The organism is Streptococcus chosunensis (genome assembly GCF_003626515.1).
Lineage (GTDB): Bacteria > Bacillota > Bacilli > Lactobacillales > Streptococcaceae > Streptococcus > Streptococcus chosunensis.
This window is the reverse complement of the sequence record NZ_RBCK01000002.1, coordinates 130391-155376: the sequence shown is the minus strand read 5'-3', so window position 1 is coordinate 155376 and position 24986 is coordinate 130391. Positions and strand designations below refer to the sequence as shown.

Genomic DNA, 24986 nt, shown 5'->3' with positions numbered 1-24986 from the left:
ATTTTCTCTCCCACCTCCCTGTTTCTTATTACCAAACTGGTTGATCCAAACCGTCTGATGTTTCTTCGATAACTTTTTTCACTTCATCTGTGTGGTAAGCTGCGATTACTTTCTTGATAGCATCAGCCTTAGGTGATGTTTCCCAATCTTTTTTCGCAACGATGATGTTGTACCATTGTTTTGAGTTTTCATCAGCTTGTTCTTTGAAAAGTGCTTTCTTGTAGTCCAATTTTGCTTCTGTAACGAAGGTATTGTTTACAACGGCAGCGTCAACTGATGACAATGAACGAGCTGTTTGGCTAGCGTCCAATTCAGTGATTTTCAAGTTCTTTGGATTTTCTTTGATGTTAGCAACTGTTGCAAGAGCAGTTCCTGAAACGTCCAATTTAATCAAGCCAGCTGATTGAAGCAAGTAAAGCGCGCGGCTTTCGTTTGTAGCATCGTTCGGTACAGCAATTTCTCCGTTTGCTGGGATGTCTTCTACTTTAGTGTACTTGTTGTCACTTCCATTCAAACCTGAGTAAAGGCGAATTGGAGAGATGTAAGTATCTGCAATCGCTACAAGGTCTTTTCCATTTTCTTTGTTCCAGTTGTTCAAGAAGTTATAGTGTTGGAAAGCGTTCAAGTCTACTTCGCCGTCAGCAGTTGCTTTGTTTGGTTGTGAGTAGTCTGTGAACTCTGTAAATTCCAAAGTGATACCGTCTTTTTTAACCAATTCTTGGATTTTGTCCCAACGTTTTTCTTCAGAACCGCTACGGTTAACCGTTGCGATTTTAATAGTTGTTGCATTGTCTGCTTTCTTTTCTGAGTTTCCGCAAGCTGCAAGAGCCAAACCTGCGACTGTAGCAAGAGCTGCTACACCAAGCCATTTTTTGATTTTCATGATTCTTTCTCCTTAAAAATAATACCGTACTAGTATCTCACAATTTATTTGATTTCACAAATTGTTATTAGATAGTCAGATATATAGTTTAAAACTATATCCTTAAAAACTGAGAAATCATCCACCTTATTCAGAATGGATGATTTCAAGAAATTATTTAATATCAGCTTCTGCTGGTAGGTAAGTGTCTCCGAAGAATTGTTTAGACAATTTTTCAAGAGTTCCGTCTTTGTAGAGTTCTTGGATACGTTTGTCTACAAATGTTTTCAACTCATCTTGACCTTTAGCAAGAAGTGGGTAAACATAAGGTTGTTGGTCGCTTGGAAGTTCGATCACTTTCAAGTTGTCCAAACCTTGGTCCTTGATGACTGTTTCAACACCGATTTTATCAAAAATCTTGTAGTCAAACTGGCCATCGCTCAAGCGTCCCATGATTTGTTGGAAGTCCGCTTTAGTATACTTTAGGACAGTTGGATTATCTGAATGTTGTTTGTTGTAGTCTTCTAGCTGTTTAGCAGAAGTTGTCCCTTGAACAACTTCTGTTGATTTTCCACCGATATCATCAAGCGATTTGATGCTAGGGTCATCTTTTTTCACTACAAGAACGTTAGGGTTTTTAGCAGTTGGAGCTGCATAAAGGTATTTTTCAGCACGTTCTTTCGTGTAGCTGATGTTGCTAACAGCCATATTGTAACGGTCGGCATCAAGTCCTGCAAAGACTCCTGACCACTCTGTCTTCTCAAACTTGACATCATACTTGTCAGAGTCTTTAAAGATAGCGCGAACCACTTCAATTTCGTAACCAGTCAATTCGCCATTTTCTTCATAGTTGAATGGTTTTGGTGTAGCATTAGTTGCAACGATAATTTCTTTCTTGCTAGCTGCTTCTCCTTCTTTCTTAGCACCACCTGAGCAAGCTGCTAACACACCTGCAGCAACAAGCCCTAGGGCAGCAAGAGATGAGTATTTAACGATTTTTTTCATGTCATTTCCTCCAAAATAGAATACCTTATAATCTTAACAGAAAAAGACCATTTACGCCATTATATGATATCTATCTCTGTGATAGGTTTTCTTTATGGCTAATTTATACTCAATGAAAATCAAAGAGCAAACTAGGAAGCTAGCCACAAGCTGTACTTGAGTACGGTAAGGCGACGCTGACGTGGTTTGAATTTGATTTTCGAAGAGTATTAAAAGACCAAACGCAAGACTCCAATCAAGACCACTCCAAAGAGAACTGTGCCGACTAGATTACGGTAGCGAAAGGCTACCCAAGCTGTTGGAAAGACTGCTAAGAAGTCCAGCCATTTGATTTGAGGAAGACTCCCAACCTTGCCTGTCACTACGCTTGAAAGAATCAAGGCAAAGATAATAGAAACGGGCAAGAATTTCAAAAAACGCTCAACGATTGCAGGCAAGCCCTTATACTTGACCAAGATGAAGGGAATCATACGGGGAATCCAAGTCACTAAGCCAGAGAAAATAACTGCTAATAAAAGATACTTACTGACCATCTAAAACCACCCCCATTGTACAACCAAGTAGCGTCGCAAACAGAACAGCTAGCGACTGAGACACCACTGTTAAGAGTAAAAAGAAGGACACCGCAACAACTGCTAGGATAATGAGCAGATTGCGGACAGGAATCCGTCTTTGCATAATCTGGAATTGCGAAGCAAAAATGCCGATGAACATCCCAACCAGGGCAAAATCCAAGCCAAAGATTTCTGGATTTGGCAGCAGACCACCCAGAGCCGTTCCGACAACTGTTCCCACAAACCAAGCCACATAGCTGTTGAGATTGTTTCCGTGCATCCACATAGGATTGACCTTGTCTGTATGGGCTAACTCGCCCATCAAAACGCCATAAGTCTCATCCGTCAAGAGACTAGACATACCGATATTTTGCCAGAGACTGGTATGACGGAAATAAGTTGACGCATGCAAACTCAACAAAAAGAGACGCAAATTAATCAAAAAGACCGTCATAGCAATAGCTGCCACAGGTGCTTGAACCGCAATCAGTGCCAACATGGCAAACTGGGCACTCCCAGCATAAACAAAGAGGCTCATCAAGCCCATCTCAACAGGTGTCACATAGGGCGCACCAATAATCCCACAGGCCAAGCCAATACTGACATAACCAAGGGCCGTTGGCATGGCCGCCTGCGCCCCCTCCCAAAATCCTTTTTCTTTCATCTTTCTCCTCATATTGTCTTAATAATACTCAATGAAAATCAAAGAGCAAACTAGAAAGCTGGCCACAGGTTGCTCAAAACATTGTTTTGAGGTTGCAGATAGAAGCTGACGCAGTTTGAAGAGATTTTCGAAGAGTATAAGTAGGCTGAAAAGGCTCCAGCCATAGCATGGACTATTATAACACATTCAGGAAAGAGAAAAAAGTCTGCTGATTGTAATCAGACAGACTCCATTTTATTCTTATTTAATCTTGAAGAATTGAACAATTGCCACAATACCTTGATAAATAAAGACAAAGGCAATGGTGTAACTAATATAGAGACCGGTCATCAATGGGTGTCCCATCATGATTAAACCTGCTACGATTCCTAAAATCCCCATCCAAACTAGAGGGGTACCTACCGATTTATCCGTCTTACGAACCTTGAAACCAACGATAGTTTTTGTAATACCATTTGTCAAGGCCCATAAAGAAATGATAAATGGTACAAATGTTACCATTTCAATAAAGCTACCTGAGAACAAGGTAAGAGCGAGGATGAGGGTAACAATTCCTCCAAATAAATTCCAGCCATGCTTTTCTTCTGATTTGAAGTATTGTACAATCTCAGAAATCCCTTGAACTGCAAATACAAGTGCAAACCAGAAAGTCATGGAAGCCAAGCTAATAAGAGGATGTGCAAACATATTAAAACCTACAAAAACTGCAAAAATACCCGCAATTAGTAACAACCATTTCCAAATTTTCGACATTATTTTTCTCCTTTTTTAGAGGAATCTTCCTCTAGTATTCCATAAATCATCATATCCAAAACCTGTGATAATTGATGTTCATATCCTGAAACCAAGTCAGGCAAACTGCTATCTGACGAAACAGTTAAATAATAGGAACGAAACATATCCTGAATCAATCGCAGATAGTCCATAGCTCGTTTCTCATCAATATGCTCTTTCAGTTTGGATTCTGATATAAGTTTTTGACAAACTTGTTCATTCAAGTCCAAAAAGATAGCTTTCTGTGGTGCAATGTCTGCTTACAATTCTTCTGGTGTCGCAATCATTGCCTCAAAGAAAATGTGGCTATGTTCTGGGTATTGCTGATAAAATTGGTGACGTCTTTCCATATAATCAGCTAAGGAGGGCACTTGACCTTCCACCCCCAGAAACACTGCCAAAGCTTTCTCAAAACTCTCCTGAAAACAAGTTAGATAGAGGTCTGATTTCCCTGAAAAATTATGATACAAAACTCCTTTGGAAATACCATCCACTTTACAAAGTTCATTGATGACAAAACCTTGATAGCCTTTTGTAGCAAATTCAAACAAAGCAGCGGTAATGATTTTCTCTCTTCGTAGTCTTGTTTTTTCTTCTTTTCTCATGTATTTATCTCTACATTTTTTAATTATAAACCGATTGGTCTGAAATGTCAAGCAACTTTCTCAAAAATTTAACAGTCTGCTGATTGTAGCCATCATAAACAGACTGGAATCCAGTCTCAAACATATAATATACACATTCTTCGCTAAATGTTTTCACGGATATTCAAGAGTATGATAAAGGCAGCTAGAAGAAATAGCAATAAAACAAAGCTAACTGCCAGAGTTCCAAAGCTAGTAGCAATGGTTACCAAAGCTATTGTAAATAAGCTAGGTAAAACAACTGTAATGGCACCGATAGAGGATTGAACTGCTCCCATTGACTCCTCAGGTATTTGTTTAAAAATGAGTTCCTGTAATCGAGGAGAGAGGATACCTGCGAAAAAGGCATCCAAGGCACTAAAGATAAGAATCCAGTCAAAACGAACTGCCACAAAGCCAACTAAAAGGAGTAATTGGATAATAAGCGAGGCATATAGGGCTAGTTTTATGGAGATTGTATTCTTCAGATAGCCACTCACAAGGCTTCCGACAATAAGGGCTGACAATTCAAGGGTGGATAACAAGGCAAGAGATTGACCTGTTTGTAAATTCAAAAAGGGCTGATTCCTCAAAAACAGAGTAGAAACAGGAACTGTAACATTTATCACTGCTTGACTAATAGAGATAATAAACAAAACCAAGAGCACCTTATTCATATTCCATATCAATTTTGATGATTGGAGCAGATGCTGGCAAAAGGATTTTACAGAGAGTCCTTCTTGATAGCTAATCGTTTTTTCTACTTTCAAGAGGTCTGTTTTTATGAAAAGAATACCTAAAAATGCGATTAAAAAGGTCAGAGCATTCAGTAAGGAAATAGACTGGATAGATAGAATACCTAGTAAGACTCCTCCTAGAATATTACTGATTGTTTTCACTAAACTAACAGTTGACTGTTTAAATCCAATAGCTTCTGCCAGATGGTCTTGCCCAATAATTCTAATGAAAATCGGAGTGAGCATGGCGCCTGAAAAATAACTCAATGTGTCAGATAAGAGGTTAATCAGACAAATAAATGCTACTAATAACAAGGAAAAGGACTGCCCTGAAAGTGATAAAGAAACGATAGAGTAAAGCAAAAATTTTGCAAAACTAATCATTGTATATTTTAGGACACGATGATGTTGAAAATCCGCCAAAACTCCCAGAAAGATTTGCAGAACTTGAGGAAGGGTTTCTGAAATCGTGATCAGTAAAATCGCCAAAGGGGCAAAAGATGCATCTGCCACATAATTCAAAAAGGCCAGATAAAAAATCGTATCCCCAACCGTTGAAATCCACTGGTTGATGGTTAATTGCCTAAAATTTCTATTTTGAAGAAATACTTTCATCACAACTCCTTTTAAAGTTCCAGTGTATAGAAAACAAGACTTGGTTTAATATTGAACTCCAAGCCTTGCTCATATTCAGATTCATCCATTATATGATGTTCATGCCGTATTTTATAATAAATCATATCTTAAAAATACCAGACCACACTATTCCCTGCTTGTATTTAGCTTCTTTCTTTTGGACAAATTTTGCTAAATCCAACAACTCTGTCGGCGGTTCACCTTTAAAGCTCAACAATTCTTTAGAGACGGCAAAAGAAAGACGTACAGCTAACAAATCTTCATTAGTACTAGAGAACTGTTTTGCTGTTTCCAGCAATTGCTTCCTAAATTCTTCCGTCAAGCTAATTTCTTTATTATTGTATAGGGAATGAATTAACATTTGTAACTGACTTTGTTTTTCCATCGTTTACCTCATTTTATCTAGGACGCCAAGTTTCACTTTTAGTCCAGCCATTTACAGTATGCTCATAATTAAACATATACTGTACGAATTCCCATCTATAAACCACTTCTGCGACTTAGGATCTGCTTGAAGTGCTTTACAAGGATAGTATAACACGAAAATTAGCTTATTTTAGAAAATCGCATATTTGATATTTTTTCTTATAGAAATTTCAGATTTGCAATTGTTGACTACTCAATAAGTTCTTTGTATTGCTTCAAACGCAATTCGAAGAGGGCTAGCAATTGTGGATTTTCTAATACTTGCAGAGATTGGATAAATCTTTCAATCTCTTTTTGATTGCTTCCTTTGGTTTGAAGGAAAATCTTCATTTTCTTTAAAAACTGCCACAATACTTTTTCAAAAACATCGTATGGACGAAGCATGCTCTCTAGCTCAGCTTCAAAAATTGGGATATAAGAGAAAAGTTTACGCTCCATGAGTTCTGATATAATATTCAGAAATCCACTTTTCATATACAATCGATTATGTACCAACTCTTTAAATTCCCTAGATTTCTCAATTAAAGCGGTCGATAAAAATATCAAATCTTGATTGCTCAAGAAGGGCATGGTATTGCAAAAGAGATAGAGTTCAAACCAGGTCCAAGACTCAATAGCATAGAGATAGATAGTCAAAAACTCGCTATCTTCTTTTACTAATGGATAGTTCTTATTTAAGGAATGGAGTGCGTTTTTAATTACAATGGCATTCAAACGACGATAGGTCTCTGCCATCTGTTCTTGCTCGACTTCCTCCAACAGTTGCTCTAAACCAGCTATATCTTGGTGGGCAAAGCGATCCACAACCTTTCTACCAATCTGCATATGTAGGGATTCTTGATAATTGTTTAGCTTATGACCAAACTCATCAAAATTCATATTGATCCCTTGGATGGCTAGGATCAACTTATCCGCAGATAGCATAGACTGCCCTAGTTCAAACTTGGACAACTGAGAGGCTGTTAGACCAGCACAAGCCACATCTGACTGCTTGAGCTTTCTCGCCAAACGTAATTCCTTGTAAAATTCTCCCAACTCCATTCTCTCAATCATCTTTATATAGTATATCATTATTCACAATTATTTGTCAAAATATTCTGACATTTAAGAGAGCAAAAAAGCCAGCCCTAAGCTGACTCTTTATTCCATGGTATCAAAAGCGAGACTTGGTTTGGCATTGAGGTCCAAGCTTGCAAAGTTTTCTTTGTTCCATTCGCTGACGCTGGCATAGGCAATCATACCTGCATTGTCTCCGCAGAGGCGCAGAGGTGGAATGATGACCTTGACATCTGCGATTTCGGTTGCTAGGCGTTCTCTGAGACCTTTATTGGCTGCCACACCACCTGCCACGACTAGAGTTTTAACAGGGTATTTCTCCAAAGCCTTCTTAGTTTTTGCCATGAGAATATCCAGGACAGCTGCTTGGAAGGATGCACACAAGTCCTCTGTAGACAGACTTTCTCCCTTTTGCTCGGCATTATGGTGAAGATTGATAAAGGCAGATTTCAAACCTGAGAATGAAAACTCCAGATTATCTTCCTTAATCATGGCACGAGGAAAGTCATAAATATCCTGCCCCTGATGAGCCAGCTCGTCAATCTCACGACCGGCAGGATAGGTCAAGCCCATGACACGGCCGACCTTATCATAGGCCTCACCAACCGCGTCATCTCGCGTTTCCCCAACAATCTTGTAGTCACCAGCCTCCGAAACATAAACCAACTCTGTGTGTCCACCGCTGACCAAGAGGGCTAGCAAGGGAAACTCCAAAGGCTCCACGCTCTGAGCTGCCATAAGGTGACCAGCCATGTGGTTAACGGGAATCAGCGGAAGTCCATGTGCCCAAGCAAAGGCCTTAGCAGCTGATAAACCAACTAGTAAAGCTCCCACCAAGCCAGGTCCATAGGTAACCGCCACAGCTGTTACATCGTCTTCGGTAATCCCTGCTTCTGCCAACGCCTCCTCGATGCAGGCTGTAATGACCTCGACATGGTGACGACTGGCTACTTCTGGCACTACGCCCCCAAAACGTTTGTGGCTCTCAATTTGACTAGCAATGACATTAGACAAGAGCTCATCGTCGTTTTTCAAGACGGCGACACTGGTCTCATCACAGGATGTCTCAAATGCTAAAATATATCTATCCTTCATCTATTTCTCTCTTCATGATAATGGCATCCTCGACTGGGTCATGGTAGTAGGCCTTTCGCTCAGCGATGACTGCCATCTTTTCTTTCTTGTAAAATGCTTGTGCTCGGTGATTTGACTTTCTGACTTCGAGGAAAATCTCCTTGTCTGTCGGCAATTGAGCAAACAAGGCTGATGCAATTCCCTGACCCTGATAGGTTTGTTTGACAGCGATTTGCAGGACTTCTGCCTCAAAAAGATTCTCCTGCACAGCTAGAAAGCCAATCACTTCTTCCCCATCATAAGCTAGAGCATACCAAGTCTGGTCTTGGGACAGGTCTGCTTGGATTTGTTCCAGCGTCCAAGGACTGACTGGGTAAACAGCTATCATAACAGCGTAGATGGCTTGAGCCAGATCAGGTTGCTGGTGAGTTCGTTTGATTTCTATCATAGGCGTTTAATGTAGGACTTACCAGACTCGGTATGGTTCTTGAGCCAGTTTTCCTCAGCCTCAACACGCTTGAGGTAGTTCGGCACAAAATCATGCAAGGAGTCTGCTTCCTTGTCCCAAGCCAAAAGAGCAAGATTGGCTGCATTAGGCAAGGTTTCTTTGTAATTAGTCCTTGGCAAGTGTTCTTGAATCTGCTCCACAAAGGGGGCAACTTCTCCGACAAAGGTTACCTGACTAGCACCCTTAACTTTCTCTAACACCTCTTCAAAAGATAGGTGCGCTTCTGGCATGACAGGTTTGGCATTTTCATAAAATCCTGCATAAACATTGTTGCGACGCGCATCCATCAAGGGAACGAACAAGCCTTCTTGTTGGTAGGGCACCAGAGCCAAGAGGCTAGACATACCAACTAACTCAATGTTCAGGGTATGAGCCAAAGTCTTGGCAGTTGCTACCGCGATTCGCAAACCTGTGTAGCTACCTGGCCCTTCCGCCACCACGATTCGGTCCAAATCCTTGGGTGTCCAATCCAAACTTGCCATCAAAAAATCGATGGCAGGCATAAGGGTAATACTGTGATTTTTCTTAATATTAATCGTCGTCTCGGCAAGAACCTGCTTGTCCTCTAAAATAGCGAGAGAAAGAGCCTTGCTGGACGTATCAAAAGCTAATACTTTCATAACACATTCCTATCTTTTTGTCTGCTTACTATTATACTACAAAAGCTGGCACATGGGAATTTTCTTTGCCCCCAAACAAAAAGCCCCAGCATGAGCAGGGCATCTAAGCATTTAATCCAAAGTAAAATACAAACCAAACGACATAGGTTACGAGGAGGAGAAAAAGCGAGTAGAGAGTCACAAAAGCAAGCTTCCAAAGGAATTTTTTTTGCGGTGTCCCAGATATACAAACAGAGCATTCCCCCTTAGACACAGACTACAAAGACTATAAACACCAAGAGGCTAACCCTATCGCAAATTCAAACAAACTAAACATTCTTAATCCTACTTTTGGTATTCCTATTTTTATATAAACTGTTGACTATGTTGGTCTATCAATGTTAAAATGTAATTCAACACTGGTAGGAAAATCAGGTTGAGTCGTTGACTCTTCGGGTTGCGGTGCTATCCCTGAAACTTTGGTTTCTAAAGAACTGGAATTGCGATTGAACAATTCGCCCCCAGTGTTCGACAGCTCTTGACTTCGGTCAGGAGCTTTTTGATGCTTTTAAAGTTGATTCCCTCAGTAAGTTATAGTAAAATATAAATATTGAGAGGATAACGTAGAGCGACTGGTAACAGAGCGTTCAAAGGTACCAACTTCTGGTACGGGTGTGGGACTGCCTTCAGCTTTGAGCTGTAAAGACCCCTGACTACCATTGGTCCTCTCTTTTTGCTTACTCTTAAATTAAGTGCTTGTCTTTGCCTTTTAGTAAGCACTCCACTCCATCTTGCTATTTCTACATCGTTATACTTATAGATTGACTTCTTAACCTCATAGATGATAGAATTAAGTAAAGGCTGAGATCGAGTTTGATTTGGTGACAAGTCATTCAAAGGTTGCGATGCATTCGCTTCAGGTAGAGGTGCTGCCACCTGGACTGCTCCAGGAAAATCCCCGAGTTTTGTCTCAGCTTTTTTATTTGCTCTCGAGATTTCTCAAGAGCTTTTTCTTTTTTCAAAGATACCATTCTGTCCCAACCATCTACACCAACGATTAATGAAACTAGAACTATATTCTCCCTTAAATCTACTATCTCTTTAGATTTCCCCTTTAATTATAACACCTAAGCGCTCTCCGAACGAATCCTATCTATCTTTTGCTCCCTCTTCCCCTCACGACTTTCTCGTTTCCGTCTTTTACTAATTTTTCATTTTGTGGTATAATTGAAATAATTGTAACGAATCAAGGTCAATCTAGACACAAAATGGAATGAAATCAACAAATCTCTGCTAAAAGTTTGGAATAAGCTGACCTGTAAATAGAAAGGAACTATATGATTTACAAAGTTTTTTATCAAGAAACAAAAGAACGTAGCCCACGTCGTGAAACAACACGCGCACTTTACCTAGACATTGATGCCAGCTCAGAACTTGAGGGCCGTATCGCTGCTCGCCAACTTGTCGAAGAAAATCGCCCAGAGTACAACATCGAGTATATCGAACGCTTGTCTGACAAATTGCTAGATTACGAAAAAGAAACTGGCGCTTTCGAAATCACGGAGTTCTAATATGGCCTACACTCTTAAACCTGAAGAAGTCGGCGTTTTTGCCATCGGTGGTCTGGGAGAAATCGGGAAAAACACTTACGGGATTGAATACCAAGACGAGATTATTATCGTCGATGCTGGGATTAAATTCCCAGAAGATGACTTGCTGGGTATCGACTATGTCATTCCTGACTACTCTTACATCGTGGACAATATCGACCGCGTCAAGGCTGTCTTAATCACACACGGACACGAGGACCACATCGGTGGGATTCCATTCCTGCTCAAGCAAGCAAATGTCCCGATCTATGCTGGACCGCTTGCCCTGGCTTTAATCCGTGGAAAACTCGAAGAACACGGCCTCCTGCGCAACGCCAAACTTTACGAAATCAACCACAACACTGAGTTAACCTTTAAAAATCTCAAGGCAACTTTCTTTAGAACCACTCACTCTATTCCAGAGCCTTTGGGGATTGTCATTCATACTCCTCAAGGAAAAATCGTTTGTACGGGTGACTTCAAGTTCGACTTTACTCCAGTTGGAGAACCTGCAGACTTGCACCGTATGGCTGCCCTTGGTGAAGAAGGCGTGCTCTGTCTCCTGTCTGACTCAACAAATGCGGAAGTACCAACCTTTACCAACTCTGAAAAAGTCGTTGGCCAGTCCATCATGAAGATTATCCAAGGCATCGAAGGACGTATCATCTTTGCATCCTTTGCCTCAAATATCTTCCGTCTCCAGCAAGCAACAGAAGCTGCTGTTAAGACTGGGCGCAAGATCGCTGTCTTTGGTCGTTCTATGGAAAAGGCCATTGTCAACGGAATCGACCTTGGCTACATCAAAGCTCCTAAGGGAACCTTTATCGAGCCAAATGAAATCAAAGACTACCCTGCAGGCGAGATTCTTATCCTCTGTACAGGTAGTCAGGGTGAACCTATGGCGGCCCTCTCTCGTATCGCCAACGGAACCCACCGTCAGGTACAACTCCAACCAGGCGATACGGTTATCTTCTCTTCTAGTCCGATCCCTGGAAACACTACTAGCGTCAACAAGCTGATTAACATCATTTCTGAAGCTGGTGTCGAAGTTATCCACGGTAAGGTTAACAATATCCATACATCTGGACACGGTGGTCAGCAAGAGCAAAAACTCATGCTCCGCTTGATTAAGCCAAAATACTTCATGCCTGTCCACGGTGAATACCGCATGCAAAAGGTCCACGCTGGACTAGCAGTAGATACTGGTGTTGAGAAGGACAATATCTTTATCATGAGCAATGGTGATGTGCTTGCCCTTACTGCTGACTCAGCTCGTATCGCAGGTCATTTCAACGCCCAAGATATCTATGTCGATGGAAATCGTATCGGTGAAATCGGCGCAGCTGTCCTCAAAGATCGTCGTGATCTATCTGAAGACGGTGTCGTTCTGGCAGTCGCAACTGTTGACTTCAAATCGCAGATGATTCTGTCTGGCCCAGACATCCTCAGCCGAGGCTTTGTCTACATGAGAGAGTCTGGCGACTTGATTCGCCAAAGCCAGCGCATCCTCTTCAATGCAATTCGTATCGCACTGAAAAATAAGGATGCTAGCGTTCAATCTGTCAATGGTGCCATTGTCAACGCTATTCGCCCCTTCCTCTATGAAAATACCGAACGTGAACCGATTATTATCCCGATGATCCTCACACCAGATGAAGAATAAAGCAAGAAAACAGCCCCGAAGACGGAGCTGTTTTTCTCTATGCTTTCTTTTGATATTAAAACTCAATAAAAATCGAAATCAGACTAGAAGGCTAGGCGAAAGCATAACTCAAGTTAGCTCCCATAGTTCGGGGAACTATGGGAGGCTGTAGATGAATCAAAGCCAAGCTTTGAACTCATTCGTAAGAAGCCGACGACGTATCATTTTGATTTTTGAAGAGTTTTAGAAATACTACGATTTTTACCTTCAAGATACACCATTAAAATAGAAATGTCTGCTGGGTTTACTCCCGAAATACGGCTGGCTTGTCCGATGGTTTCTGGATTGATGAGTTTGAACTTCTGACGGGCTTCGGTTGCGATAGAATCAATGTCATCCCAGTCGATATTGGCTGGAATGCGTTTTTCTTCCATGCGTTTCATCTTAGCAACCTGATCCATGGCTTTGGAAATATAGCCTTCGTATTTGATTTCTGTTTCAATCAATTCGATAATCTTGTCATCCAAGTCCTCAGCAGCTAGGCCGATAAAAGCCACCACATCTTGGTAAGACACTTCTGGACGGCGAAGGAATTCCTTGGCTGTCACTGCATCGGTCAACGGCTTGAATCCCATCTCCTCAACCTTAGCATTGGTTTCCTTGACTGGCTTGAGTTTGATACTGTCGAGACGCTTCATCTCATTGTCAAATTGATTTTTCTTAATTTCAAAGCGAGCCCAGCGTTCATCATCCACAAGACCAATCTCACGTCCCATCTCCGTCAAACGCATATCAGCATTGTCATGGCGGAGAATGAGGCGGTATTCAGCACGACTGGTCAAAAGGCGATAAGGCTCAATCGTTCCCTTGGTCACCAAGTCGTCAATCATGACCCCAATATAACCGTCACTACGCTTCAAAATCAACTCTGGCTTGCCTTGGATTTTCAGAGCCGCATTGATACCCGCGATAATCCCTTGGCCAGCAGCTTCTTCATAACCTGATGTTCCATTTGTCTGACCAGCAGTGAAAAGTCCGGAGATTTTCTTGGTTTCCAGAGTCGCACGCAACTGATGAGGCAAGACCATATCATACTCAATGGCATAACCTGTCCGCATCATCTCTGCATTTTCCAAACCTTTGATGGAATGAACCAAGTCACGCTGGACATCCTCAGGCAGACTGGTTGAAAGTCCTTGAACATAGACTTCCTCAGTATTGCGCCCTTCTGGCTCTAGGAAGAGTTGGTGGCGTTCCTTGTCCGCAAAGCGCACAATCTTGTCTTCAATCGACGGACAGTAACGAGGTCCCACTCCCTTAACCACACCTGTAAACATAGGCGCACGGTGGAGGTTGTTTTGGATAATCTCATGGCTGGTACCATTGGTATAGGTCAACCAGCACGGTACTTGGTCCTTGACATAATCCTCATCACGTGAGGTATATGAGAAGTGATTAGGTGCTTCGTCCCCTGGCTGAATCTCGGTCACATCGTAGTTGATAGAAGAAGCCTTGACACGTGGAGGGGTTCCTGTCTTGAAACGACCAATTTCGAGGCCCAATTCCTTGAGATTGTCAGCAAGGTTAATAGAAGCCAAGCTGTGGTTAGGACCTGATGAGTACTTGAGGTCTCCGATGATAATTTCCCCACGGAGGGCAGTCCCTGTGGTCACGATAACAGCCTTAGCAGCATACTCTTGATGGGTTGCTGTACGCACACCGACAACCTTGCCATCTTCCACCAAAATCTCATCAATCATGGTTTGACGAAGGGTCAGATTTTCTTGATTTTCAACTGTCTTGCGCATTTCCTTAGAGTAAAGCTCTTTGTCAGCTTGCGCACGAAGGGCACGGACAGCTGGCCCCTTACCTGTGTTGAGCATCTTCATCTGGATGTAAGTCTTGTCAATGGTTTTGGCCATCTCGCCACCTAGGGCATCAACTTCACGCACGACAATCCCCTTGGCAGAACCACCGATCGAAGGGTTACAAGGCATGAAAGCCAGCATTTCAATGTTGATAGTCGCAAGCAAGACCTTACAGCCCATACGGCTAGCAGCTAAGGAAGCCTCGACCCCAGCGTGTCCCGCACCGATTACAATAATATCGTATTCTTCAGTAAAATTATATGTCATTTCTTAACCTTTCAAAAATTTCTCGTAAATAAGGAACTAACTTCTCCTCCTCTAGAGCTTGAGCCATAGTAACCCATTTAAAGTGCGTATGCTCTTCAGGATCTAATCTGATAATTGGCTTCTCCCCAACCCACTCTGCTTTATAAACTAAGCGAGTAAAGACAGTATCCTTAGAGGTATCCAGTTGACTATCTTCGTGAAGAAGTTTGAGCGAACTGCTATCTAGCCTAACTCCCGCTTCTTCAATACATTCTCTAAGAGCTCCATCTTGCGGAAGTTCACCCTTTTCAACCCCGCCACCAGGAATATCCCAGTAAGTTGGGTAAACATTGGGTTGTCCTCTTTTAATTTCCGAACGCTGAATGAGCAAATAATCATCACCACTATGAACAAGTACATGGGCAATAAGCTTAACCATCATTTTCTCTCCTATTTCTCAAGATGAATGTGTCTTAGTTGGCCGTCCCAATCTGGTAGGGCTGTTTTTAAAAAGGCTGGAACTAGATTGATACCCTCAAGCTTGTCTATGTCAAGCCATTCACAGGGCTGCCTTTTCTCATCTTCCTGCATGGTCAATGGGGCATCCTCAAGCAAGTCCACCAGATAATGAAACTCGATGTTGTGCCAATAGACACCATCTTCTTCAAAACGATTTTCAACAACAAAAGCTAGTTGCCCAGCTTGAGCTTCGACACCCAGTTCTTCCCTCACTTCACGGACTACCGCTTCTTCCGTGCTTTCATTGACTTGAATCGCACCGCCGATAGTGTAATGCTTGCCATTATCTTTGGTAACTAGGAGCTTGCCATTTTGGAGAATCAAGGCTGTCGCCCGAACGCCAAAAACAGTATTCCCCACTTTTGTCCGAAAGTCTTGTTGAGTCATTTTTGTCCTTTCCTCTAAACGACACAAAAACAGTCAAAACTCCAAAGAAGTGCAGGACAAAAAAGCCTGCAACATCCATGAGCTTTGACCATCATTTCTATTGCTTTTATTATTGTAGCAAATTGAGAAAATTTGTCAATCTAAATGTACTGACAAACTTGTCCATCGCGGTAAGCATTGTCAATCAAACCGCCACCTAGACACTCTTCGCCATCGTAAAAGACAACTGCCTGTCCTGGTGTGATGGCACGCTGAGGTTCCTCAAAGATGACCTCTGCCTTGTCTCCTTTGACATGGACGGTCACCTTAGAATCAGGCTGACGATAGCGGAATTTTGCTGTGCATTCTAGCGTAAATTCCTCTGGCATATCACGAGTAAAGTGGACTTGACTAGCCTCTAGGCTGGTTGACATGAGCGAATCATGGTAGAAACCTTGGCCGACATAGAGAATATTCTTGCTTAGGTCTTTTCCGACAACGAACCAAGGGGCATTGTCACCGCCGTGTTGCCCACCGATACCAAGTCCACCACGCTGACCAATCGTATAGTACATAAGACCTGCATGCTCGCCCATATCGCGACCATCCACAGTCATCATGCGACCAGGCTGAGCTGGCAGGTAGTTGCTGAGGAAATTTTTAAAGTTCTTTTCTCCGATAAAGCAAATCCCTGTCGAGTCTTTCTTCTTAGCAGTCGCAAGTCCTGCTTCTTCTGCGAGTCTGCGAACTTCAGGCTTTTCCAAATGTCCCAATGGGAACATGGTTTTTTGCAGTTGTTCTTGCGAAAGTTGGCTGAGGAAATAGGTCTGGTCCTTGCCATTGTCCACGCCACGAAGCATGTGAACGATCCCATCCTCATCACGCGCCACTCGGGCATAATGGCCAGTCGCTACATAGTCTGCCCCCAAGGTCATGGCATAGTCCAAAAAGGCCTTAAACTTGATTTCCTTGTTGCACATAACATCTGGATTTGGCGTGCGCCCTGCACGGTATTCCGCTAGGAAATACTCAAAAACACGGTCCCAATACTCTTTTTCAAAGTTGACAGAGTAGTAAGGAATGCCAATCTGGTCTGCCACCGCAGCCACATCCTTGTAATCTTCGGTCGCCGTACAAACGCCGTTTTCATCTGTGTCATCCCAGTTCTTCATGAAGATACCGATCACATCGTAGCCCTGCTCCTTGAGCAAAAGAGCCGTCACCGACGAATCGACACCACCACTCATCCCCACGACAACACGTGTTTTAGAGTTATCACTCATGGTAAGTCTCCCATCTATTCGTTTATTCACGATTGAAGGTCGTGTGTGCTTTAACGATTGAAGGTCGCTTGAGCAGTATTCATTATAACACGCTTGGTTAGAGAAGACAAGAAAGAGGCTGATAATCTACGAAGCTCTGATATTCTCTTTCACTAACTACCTTTTATAATTTAAGTCAAGTTAGAAGATTTTTGACAACATAGCTACATCCCTTTTCACAATTCAATGACACGATGACATTGTTGGGCTACATAAGCATCGTGGGTCACAATAATGACTGTTTTCCCTTCTCGATTCATCTCTAAGAGAAACTTCAAGACCAAATCTCTATTTTCAGGATCCAGAGAACCTGTTGGTTCATCGGCTAAAATCAGCTGGCTGGGTTTTAAGATGGCTCTAGCAACTGCAATTCGTTGTTGCTCCCCACCAGACAACTCGGAGACCTTTTGATGCAAAGTAGCTGACAAACCTACTCTCTCTAAAATCTCTTCCACCTTTTTGAGCTTGTCTTTCTTAGACAATTTCACATATTTCAGCGCCAGCATAAGATTGTACTCGACCGTTTCATCATCAATCAGAGCAAAATTTTGAAATAGATAAGAGATATGTTCACGGATTATTGTTTGTGACTTGGCAGAATTGACCGCTAGATTTGTCTGACCAAAAATCTCATACCGTCCGCTATAATCACCATCTATCAAACCTAATAAATTTAACAAGGTCGACTTACCACTACCACTCTTACCAACAATGGCTACCAAATCCCCCTGATCAATCCTGAGAGACAAGTTATCCAAAATCACTTTTCCCCCAATGGTTTTGGTAATATTTTCCAACTCAATCATAAGATGCCCCCTTTCAATAACTCTACTAGACTTCTTTTCTCCATCCTAGAAGCCAAGGCTAGCACAAATAGTATATCCAAACATGTAAAGCCTGCAAACAGTAGAAGTGGCAAGAGCGCATGGGCAAAGAAAATCAAGATTAGAAGAGGGAGACTATAGCCCAGCAAGAGCAGAACGAGGAGAGGACGATAGCGATCAACCAGCTTCCACCCCATAAACTTCTTGGTAATGATATCTGTTCGCTTCAATAAGAAAGTTGTTACTAGTAAGAAGTAGGAAATCATCATGCTAAGGAAACCAAATAAAGCAAAGAGTATATTAAGATTTCGAACTGCATCTCGATAAGAATCTACTTTCTCTTGTTGAATGGCTTGAATCGATGAAAATTTTAAATAATTCCCATCTGATAATTTCTCAACTAACTCCGTAATCACTTTTTGATTTTGTTCTGTATTTTCAACTTTCATCGGATTGTTTAAACCTGTCGTTGACAAGCGAGTCTTTTCTTCCCACATCATGTCTTGATCATTTACCAGACTAATGATTGGATTGTGGAGATTTTCCTTTCGCTCATTATTATAAGGGAAGAAAGACCAATCTCCTTCATAGTAGGCAATTTCTACATCCATATCTTCTATCCTTTGCTTTTGCTGATCTTCATACCTCATAGAAAGATAGGCTATGGATTTTCCCAAGAACTGATTCTTACCTTCTTGTCCTTTGGCACTGGCTGGCATCAAAATAACTTTTTTAGTGCTGGTTTCTGGTAACTTGAATCCCTTGCTCTTTAGAAAATTGCTATTAGCATAGTAAACATCTACCTTATCAGGCAGTTGGTACTGCTGCACTTGTTCTGCTTTGATGACTGGTTTGATAGGAAGACTCGCACTTCGCACATAATTTACTTGTATTTTTGCTAGCAAATCTTGATAAAATTGGTAGAAATAATCTGTAGATTTCCCTGACCCTGCTAGCTCTTCTTGCCACAGGTTATCATTGAGTTGGAAGGTTTCTAAGGTCAAGTAATTCCCTTGGCTTACCCACTGTTTCTGATAAGCAAGTTCTTTGTTTTCTTGTTCTAGACTTCTGCCTACCCCAATCAGTAAGGCCGTCAGTAAAATAGTTGTCCCTATTTTCATCACATAATTGAAGATAAGACCAAGTTTGACAGATGAAAAACCTTTCAATATGGAACTGACTGTCATTTTCTGAATCATCAGGTAGGTCAGCCAACTGATGAACAAATACAACTGTAAAAGCAGAAATTGGGATAAGAGTAAACTTGGGAACAGAAGTTTTGGTCTGTAGTCCAGCACTAAAAATAGTCCCAAGTCAATGATAAGACTTCCACCCAAGAGAAGATAAAAATTAGTCTTTACAAAACCAGCTAAAATCGCCCTGCTTTGAAAACCAAGTAACTTTTGAACCCCCACTCGTTTCATCTCCATCATCGGCTGATAAACTGTCATTAAAATCACAAGCAAGATTGCCAAGATAAAGATAATGATAGATAGTAACAAATCTTGATTTAGCACTCCAACCTGACTTCGGTAAGTGGGTTCTAATAAAATCGTTTTATCTATCTGGAAAAAATCACTCCACTTTTGTAGAATGGTAGCACGATCTATCTCTTTGCTGGAGGTAATCATGTAGCGTCCATTTACAGTATGGGATTTATCCTCAATATAGGATTGGAAGGTCTGGAGTCGAATGAATTTCACCTTTAAAAAGGTGGGAATGGTTCCTAGATTATTGGGAAGATCCTGGTTGCTGTAGACCCCCTTCTCATTCTTTGAAAAATCAAGAGAAGTCAGACCGAACTCCTGATAGGGGAAGGTTTCCTTATCAAAAACACCAGCCTTGACCACCTCATCGCCATTATCTACTTTGATAATAGAGACCTTGTCTTGACTTGCAACCTCTTCAAAAAACTGGAGAATAGTTTCTGTCGGTTTAGTGACATCTTTCAAGTACAAGTCAAATGAATAAGTTGTCTTGCCCATCTTCTGAATCCGCACTATTTCACGTGTAACATTTACATTCAGGACAAAAAACGTAGTGCACAGCAAAAGCAAGAGCATACAAAGATGACTGATTTTTTTCATAGAGATACCTCCCGTGAAGAGACGAAAGTGAGATAGGTGCAGGTAATTTTTATTTTTTACTAAATTTTAAGTAGGTGTAAATAAATCCTGCACTTATAGCCAGAGTTATCCACCATTTAAAATCAATATGTAAAAGTGAAAAGATTACAAAACTGATGAACAGCGAGGCTGAAAGATAAACAATGATTAAAATTTTATTTTTCATAGGAATTACCTTTCTAAAGGGATTCTAGTATTTAGAGCTCATTTGTAAAGTTTACAATAAACAACTAGGGCAATTGTCTATCAGAATGCTCTATTATCTGTCAATAATCCTAGAAAATCTTGTCGTTTCAAGTCTGAGAAATGTTTAGTAACAAGACTTCCTTTTTGAAGGCCATCATCTCTGACCTGCAAATAATAGTTATGTTGGCTTGTTTTGATTGTCAAAAAATCGCCAAATACAAAAGCTCTCTTCCAGTTGCGAATCTCAAATTCTTTAATCTCTGATTTTGGAATGCGAATAAGTCCTTGCCGCAAATCGCGATGATGCTCACTTGTGAAAGTCATCCCATTCCCAAGATTTCTTATTAACAGTTCGTCTGGGGTCACCATCACCAGCGCTATTTTAGTTAAGAAAATTTCAACTGTTGGTGGTAAAATCGCTAGATTAAACCACGGGTGTAGGTAGCGATAGGCTAAGAAATAGTGAGGTTCCTCACTCAATGCTAGTTGTTTATATAAGGTCCTGACCTCACTATCTAACCTCGCTTCAAAAGGCACATCTGAATGCTCTTCTTCCTTCTTCTGATTAAAATAACGCATCCAGACTAGGAAACCTATAAAGACTAGGATAAATATTCCTGATAAGATATATTTTAAATTGTAGTTCATCACTTAACCTCCTGATTCACGACTCCACCTAAACAAAGACCTATTTATTTTGAGAATAATTCCATCACAACTTTAAATAAGACGGGTGTCATTAAAATTAAGATAATTCCTATCACAAATATCATGACTACTCGAAAAAGCTCCTTATTTTTAAACATTTTCCCACCCCTTTTCTAGCTACATCATAGTACTGTTAAACCCATTTTAAAATTATACCAAACTTATTTTAGCTTTCTTTTTTACTTTTTATATTACTATGATACAATATTTTTAATAGGATTTTATTGTTTGTTAACTTTTTTCACGAAAAGGAGAAAATCATGCGTTATGATTTCGGAAAGGTCTATAAAGAAATACGTGAGTCAAAAGGATTGACCCAAGAAGAGGTCTGCGGAGATGTCCTTTCAAGAACTAGCCTATCAAAGATTGAAAGTGGCAAGGTAACTCCCAAATATGAAAATATGGAATTTCTTCTCCGACAGATTAATATGAGTTTTGAAGAGTTTGACTATATCTGCCACCTCTATCAACCGAGCCAACGAACAGAAATCATGCAAACCTATCTCAATATGAGCTCAACCCTAGGGACTAGTGAACTCGAAAAACTATTTCAAAAATGCCAAGACTATCTCAAAACCCACCACGACCTACCTATAGAAGAAATCAGGGATATGCTGAAAGTTGTTATTTGTCTCCGTCAACATGGTACAGAGCAACTGTCAAACCAAGTGAAACAGACTGTCACAAAACTTTGGGAGAAAATTGAAAAACAAGATACATGGTATGAAAATGACCTAAAAATCCTCAATACCATCCTTTTCAGCTTTCCCATTGAACACCTCCATCTCATCACTGGAAAAATCTTGCAACGCTTAGAAGTCTATAAAAACTATCAACATTTATATGACTTGCGAATGGCAATCCTACTCAACCTTTCCACCATTTACTTATACCATCAAGACAAAAACATGTGTCAACAAATCTGCTATACTTTACTAGAGGATGCCAAGAACAAGAAAAGCTACGATATGCTTGCTATCTGCTATGTCCGTATTGGGATTTGTAGGGATGATGCTAAACTTATCCAAAAAGGGTTCTCACTTCTAGAGCTGACCGATGAAACTTCCATTCTAGCCTTTCTCAAAAAAGAAGTGGAGATCTATTATCAACCGAAAGAAATATAAAAAGTCGAGGGATTTCCTCGACCTTTTCATATTATTCTATTCGTTATTTCTTAATACCAGCCATTATTAAGCCAGAAGTTTTTAGCTCTGCAAAGCCACATGGTGTGCTTACTACTATGTGTCCATGTCACCATGAATCGCCGAGCGGTTTAACAAGAAAGTATTACTTTTACGTTTATCCCAACTCAATTATGACATTTTTTTCAAAAGTCAATATATCTCACTTTTTTAACGACAAAAAAGAGGCTGATAATCTGATATTCTCTCTGATAGAAACAGAAATATAATTACAAAAAGGGCAATAAATAGTTAAATCTCGATTCTACTTATAAACTTATTTATAAAATAAGCTAAAAATGATATACTGTAATGAGGAGGAAGTCGTACATGATCCCTTTAAGATACTACCATCCATGTACGTAGTACGATTGTGAAAAACTACAAAGATATTCTAACATCAAAAAATACCATTTTTACTATCATTATTGTTGTAGGTCTTGGACTTTTAATAGGCTTAGTCATTCATCAAGAACATATCCAAGCAGAGAGAGGGAACATCGCTCTCAGCAAACAACATAAGAATGGACAAGATGTCGAACAAGTAAAAAATGCTATTAAAAACTTCAATATTGATTCTGAAACGATTATAGAGGATTGGAAAAAAATCCAAGAATTAAAGCCAACCTCTGACGAAGGCAAAAAGACATTAGCAGATTTTCTTACTTCTACGGCCGATAAAATTACTAATCATTATACCGAAAAAGCTTTAAAATTGGATATAAAGGAATCCGATAGCCAGTTTGAAGATAAACAAGCACTTGAAACAGCCATCACTTCCTTACAAAAAATACTAGAAATTATTAAAAGTGTCAACTCCACAAGCGAACAAGCTACTATTGATGAAAAAATAAAACCCATTCAAGAACTGATTTCAAAATTCCAAAAGCAAGTTGAAGTCTTGACCAAAAAAGAAGAAGCGCAAAAGTTTAATAAAAAAGAAACAGAAACGACTAGTAACGTTGAGGGAAGAGAAAGCTATTCTTCAGAAGGAGGTAGCTACACTCCAAGCTATACTGAGTCAAATGGGAACAGATATAATTCACAAGCACCTGCAAGCGAACAACCTTCATCTGATAGTGCTAGAAGTGGAGGAAACACTGCTGTCAATACACGAGATCAAGCTACTGATACTGCCGGAACCCAAGGAGATACGAATACCAATAATAATGCTGAAGTTCCCGATGCTAACAGTAATAATTCAGCTAGAGAAACTCCAGAATCTCGTCAGCAGTAAGTAATTGTTATTACTACTATTTAAAAATTATCTTTTATCAAATAAAAGCACACAAAAAGAGCCATCAAAGGCTCTTTTTCTATTTCTTAATACCATCCGTTGTTAAGCCAGAAGTTTTTAGCAGCTGACCATGAACCGTAACGTCCTGCAACGTAAGCATCTGCTACACGTTCTTGGTTTTCAGCTGAGTAGTCACCGTTCAAGTATGAATCTGTCAATTGGTAGCGTCCGATGTATTGGCCGTTTGTAGCTGTGTAGCTACCACCTGATTCTTTTTGAGCGATCCATTCTTTAGCTTCTGCTTCAGATCCGCTTACAGTTGCAGCTGGTGCTGAAGTTTCTGCTGCAGCAACAGTTTCTTCTGCTACAGGAGCGCTTGCAGCTGGTGCTGCTTCTTCTACTACTTCTGTAGTTTCTGCTACTGGAGCTGAAATAGTTTCATCTTGAGCAGCTGGTGCTGCATAAGTAGTTGGCGCTGGTGTTGTAGCAGGTGCTACAGGGCCATCGATAATCAACTCTTGACCAACATAAATCAAATGAATGTTGTCGATGTGGTTGTTTTCTGCCAATCTCTCAACAGTTGTGTTGTGAGTTTCAGCGATTTCTGAAAGTGTATCACCTTCTTTAACAGTGTAAGTTGATGATTCTTGAGCAGATACAAATGATGGAGCAAATACTGCAAACAAGGCAGCTACTCCTGCAAGAGTTGTTTTAATCTTTTTAGTTGTTGATTTCATATTTGAAAATTCTCCTTCTTTCTATAGTTCTATCATACCCTTTAAATATTACCGTTTCTTGACACTTTTATGTAGAAATATTACAAAATTATTTTTTATTTCTCTAAATAAGCCATTTTTTGTTACAAAAGATGCTTTTTTATGCTATTTGTAGTGTAAAAAGGTTTTCATCCACAATTAAAGCCAAGACCTTCATTCTTTGATATAATAGAGATAAGAATTTTTATAAGGGGAAACTGATGAAATCACTTCGTTTTCAATCTGTCTTTGATATCATCGGACCAGTTATGATTGGCCCATCTAGTAGCCATACAGCTGGTGCTGTTCGTATTGGGAAGATTGTCTCTTCCATTTTTGATGATACTCCGACAGAAGTCGAATTCCAACTATTTAACTCATTTGCCAAGACCTATCGTGGTCACGGAACAGACCTAGCCCTTGTTGCAGGTATTTTGGGCATGGATACAGATGATCCTGAAATCCCAAACAGCCTGGAAATTGCCCACAAGCGTGGCATCAAGATTGTCTGGACCATTCAGAAAGACAGCAATGCCCCTCACCCAAACACCACTAAAATTACCGTTAAAAATGCTCATAAGACCATTAGCGTGACTGGTATTTCTATCGGGGGAGGAAATATTCAGGTAACCGAACTCAATGGCTTTGCCGTCTCTCTCAATATGAATACACCGACTATCATCATTGTTCATCAAGATATTCCAGGTATGATTGCCCTCGTAACAGAGGCCCTTTCCCGCTATGATATCAATATCGCCCAGATGAATGTTACTCGTGAAAAAGCTGGTGAAAAAGCTATTATGATTATCGAAGTTGACAGTCGCAACTGTGATGAGGCCATCGAAGAAATTCGAAAAATCCCTCATCTCCACAATGTCAATTTCTTTAAATAGGAGGAA

The 24986-nt window shown here is 40.6% G+C and carries 26 protein-coding genes and 1 pseudogene; 5 read left to right on the top strand and 22 right to left on the bottom strand.

Annotated features, from left to right (window positions below):
• Positions 1–28: 28 nt before the first annotated feature.
• From D7D54_RS06595 to D7D54_RS09645, 14 genes and pseudogenes are all read right to left on the bottom strand, one after another.
• Positions 29–883, bottom strand: coding sequence for a MetQ/NlpA family ABC transporter substrate-binding protein (locus D7D54_RS06595; protein WP_042751775.1), 855 nt, complete (start codon positions 881–883; stop codon positions 29–31).
• Positions 884–1036: 153 nt separating this feature from the next.
• Positions 1037–1867, bottom strand: a complete 831-nt coding sequence (locus tag D7D54_RS06590) for an amino acid ABC transporter substrate-binding protein (RefSeq protein ID WP_004254995.1) — start codon at positions 1865–1867, stop codon at positions 1037–1039.
• A 209-nt stretch (positions 1868–2076) separates the two neighbouring features.
• The gene (locus tag D7D54_RS06580) at positions 2077–2400 is read right to left on the bottom strand and encodes an AzlD domain-containing protein (protein WP_020901825.1); all 324 of its coding nucleotides are present in this window, start codon (positions 2398–2400) and stop codon (positions 2077–2079) included.
• The gene (locus D7D54_RS06575; RefSeq protein WP_000659743.1) at positions 2390–3085 is read right to left on the bottom strand and encodes an AzlC family ABC transporter permease; all 696 of its coding nucleotides are present in this window, start codon (positions 3083–3085) and stop codon (positions 2390–2392) included. The genes D7D54_RS06580 and D7D54_RS06575 overlap by 11 nt, the downstream gene beginning before the upstream one ends.
• Before the next feature lie 240 nt (positions 3086–3325).
• Positions 3326–3838, bottom strand: coding sequence for an HdeD family acid-resistance protein (locus D7D54_RS06570; RefSeq protein WP_000036821.1), 513 nt, complete (start codon positions 3836–3838; stop codon positions 3326–3328).
• Positions 3838–4011: a hypothetical protein gene (locus D7D54_RS09520; RefSeq protein ID WP_228111531.1), complete on the bottom strand. Its 174-nt coding sequence runs from the start codon at positions 4009–4011 to the stop codon at positions 3838–3840. The genes D7D54_RS06570 and D7D54_RS09520 overlap by 1 nt, the downstream gene beginning before the upstream one ends.
• Before the next feature lie 108 nt (positions 4012–4119).
• Entirely contained in the window at positions 4120–4464 is a 345-nt protein-coding gene (locus D7D54_RS09515) for a TetR/AcrR family transcriptional regulator (protein WP_020901823.1), read from the bottom strand.
• 143 nt (positions 4465–4607) lie between these two features.
• Positions 4608–5834 carry an MFS transporter gene (locus tag D7D54_RS06560; protein WP_004254988.1) on the bottom strand — a complete coding sequence of 409 codons (1227 nt, stop codon included), beginning with the start codon at positions 5832–5834 and terminating at the stop codon, positions 4608–4610.
• 121 nt (positions 5835–5955) lie between these two features.
• The gene (locus tag D7D54_RS06555; RefSeq protein ID WP_004254985.1) at positions 5956–6240 is read right to left on the bottom strand and encodes a bacteriocin immunity protein; all 285 of its coding nucleotides are present in this window, start codon (positions 6238–6240) and stop codon (positions 5956–5958) included.
• A 230-nt stretch (positions 6241–6470) separates the two neighbouring features.
• A complete protein-coding gene (locus D7D54_RS06550) occupies positions 6471–7334 on the bottom strand; it encodes an Rgg/GadR/MutR family transcriptional regulator (protein WP_020901821.1) in 864 nt (287 codons plus the stop codon).
• A gap of 87 nt (positions 7335–7421) precedes the next feature.
• On the bottom strand, positions 7422–8432 hold the full coding sequence (tsaD, locus tag D7D54_RS06545) for a tRNA (adenosine(37)-N6)-threonylcarbamoyltransferase complex transferase subunit TsaD (RefSeq protein ID WP_020901820.1): 1011 nt from the start codon (positions 8430–8432) through the stop codon (positions 7422–7424).
• Positions 8422–8859, bottom strand: a complete 438-nt coding sequence (rimI, locus tag D7D54_RS06540) for a ribosomal protein S18-alanine N-acetyltransferase (protein ID WP_020901819.1) — start codon at positions 8857–8859, stop codon at positions 8422–8424. Before rimI ends, tsaD begins: the two co-directional genes overlap by 11 nt.
• Positions 8856–9539 carry a tRNA (adenosine(37)-N6)-threonylcarbamoyltransferase complex dimerization subunit type 1 TsaB gene (gene tsaB, locus D7D54_RS06535; RefSeq protein ID WP_020901818.1) on the bottom strand — a complete coding sequence of 228 codons (684 nt, stop codon included), beginning with the start codon at positions 9537–9539 and terminating at the stop codon, positions 8856–8858. Before tsaB ends, rimI begins: the two co-directional genes overlap by 4 nt.
• 103 nt (positions 9540–9642) lie before the next feature.
• Positions 9643–9855 (bottom strand): annotated as a pseudogene (locus D7D54_RS09645) (hypothetical protein).
• 1000 nt (positions 9856–10855) lie between these two features.
• Between D7D54_RS09645 and D7D54_RS06515 the strand changes: the two are divergent.
• Both D7D54_RS06515 and rnjA read left to right on the top strand, forming a co-directional pair.
• Positions 10856–11089, top strand: coding sequence for a DNA-dependent RNA polymerase subunit epsilon (locus tag D7D54_RS06515; RefSeq protein WP_000639575.1), 234 nt, complete (start codon positions 10856–10858; stop codon positions 11087–11089).
• A gap of 1 nt (position 11090) precedes the next feature.
• Positions 11091–12770, top strand: a complete 1680-nt coding sequence (gene rnjA / locus D7D54_RS06510) for a ribonuclease J1 (protein WP_033682444.1) — start codon at positions 11091–11093, stop codon at positions 12768–12770.
• A gap of 200 nt (positions 12771–12970) precedes the next feature.
• Here the strand turns inward: rnjA and mnmG are convergent, their stop codons facing one another.
• The 7 genes from mnmG to D7D54_RS06475 all read right to left on the bottom strand — a co-directional run bounded on the left by mnmG (position 12971) and on the right by D7D54_RS06475 (position 20854).
• Complete coding sequence (gene mnmG / locus D7D54_RS06505) at positions 12971–14884, bottom strand: tRNA uridine-5-carboxymethylaminomethyl(34) synthesis enzyme MnmG (RefSeq protein ID WP_120719085.1); 1914 nt, start codon at positions 14882–14884, stop codon at positions 12971–12973.
• On the bottom strand, positions 14874–15305 hold the full coding sequence (locus D7D54_RS06500) for an NUDIX hydrolase (RefSeq protein WP_020901815.1): 432 nt from the start codon (positions 15303–15305) through the stop codon (positions 14874–14876). The genes mnmG and D7D54_RS06500 overlap by 11 nt, the downstream gene beginning before the upstream one ends.
• 8 nt (positions 15306–15313) lie before the next feature.
• Entirely contained in the window at positions 15314–15769 is a 456-nt protein-coding gene (locus D7D54_RS06495; protein WP_020901814.1) for an NUDIX hydrolase, read from the bottom strand.
• 140 nt (positions 15770–15909) lie between these two features.
• On the bottom strand, positions 15910–17031 hold the full coding sequence (gene mnmA, locus D7D54_RS06490) for a tRNA 2-thiouridine(34) synthase MnmA (RefSeq protein ID WP_020901813.1): 1122 nt from the start codon (positions 17029–17031) through the stop codon (positions 15910–15912).
• A 215-nt stretch (positions 17032–17246) separates the two neighbouring features.
• Entirely contained in the window at positions 17247–17876 is a 630-nt protein-coding gene (locus tag D7D54_RS06485; protein ID WP_033682448.1) for an ABC transporter ATP-binding protein, read from the bottom strand.
• On the bottom strand, positions 17873–19981 hold the full coding sequence (locus tag D7D54_RS06480) for a bacteriocin-associated integral membrane family protein (protein ID WP_120719083.1): 2109 nt from the start codon (positions 19979–19981) through the stop codon (positions 17873–17875). The genes D7D54_RS06485 and D7D54_RS06480 overlap by 4 nt, the downstream gene beginning before the upstream one ends.
• Before the next feature lie 285 nt (positions 19982–20266).
• Entirely contained in the window at positions 20267–20854 is a 588-nt protein-coding gene (locus tag D7D54_RS06475; RefSeq protein WP_020901810.1) for a hypothetical protein, read from the bottom strand.
• A 320-nt stretch (positions 20855–21174) separates the two neighbouring features.
• Here D7D54_RS06475 and D7D54_RS06470 point away from each other — a divergent pair, with 320 nt between their 5' ends.
• Both D7D54_RS06470 and D7D54_RS06465 read left to right on the top strand, forming a co-directional pair.
• Complete coding sequence (locus D7D54_RS06470) at positions 21175–22038, top strand: helix-turn-helix domain-containing protein (protein WP_020901809.1); 864 nt, start codon at positions 21175–21177, stop codon at positions 22036–22038.
• Positions 22039–22468: 430 nt separating this feature from the next.
• On the top strand, positions 22469–23332 hold the full coding sequence (locus tag D7D54_RS06465; RefSeq protein WP_020901808.1) for a hypothetical protein: 864 nt from the start codon (positions 22469–22471) through the stop codon (positions 23330–23332).
• An 86-nt stretch (positions 23333–23418) separates the two neighbouring features.
• Here the strand turns inward: D7D54_RS06465 and apf are convergent, their stop codons facing one another.
• Positions 23419–24069 carry an aggregation-promoting factor gene (gene apf, locus D7D54_RS06460; protein WP_020901807.1) on the bottom strand — a complete coding sequence of 217 codons (651 nt, stop codon included), beginning with the start codon at positions 24067–24069 and terminating at the stop codon, positions 23419–23421.
• Between the two features lie 239 nt (positions 24070–24308).
• On the opposite strand from apf, the gene sdaAB reads away from it, so the two are divergent.
• Positions 24309–24980, top strand: coding sequence for an L-serine ammonia-lyase, iron-sulfur-dependent subunit beta (gene sdaAB / locus D7D54_RS06455; RefSeq protein WP_000838909.1), 672 nt, complete (start codon positions 24309–24311; stop codon positions 24978–24980).
• Positions 24981–24986: the final 6 nt, after the last annotated feature.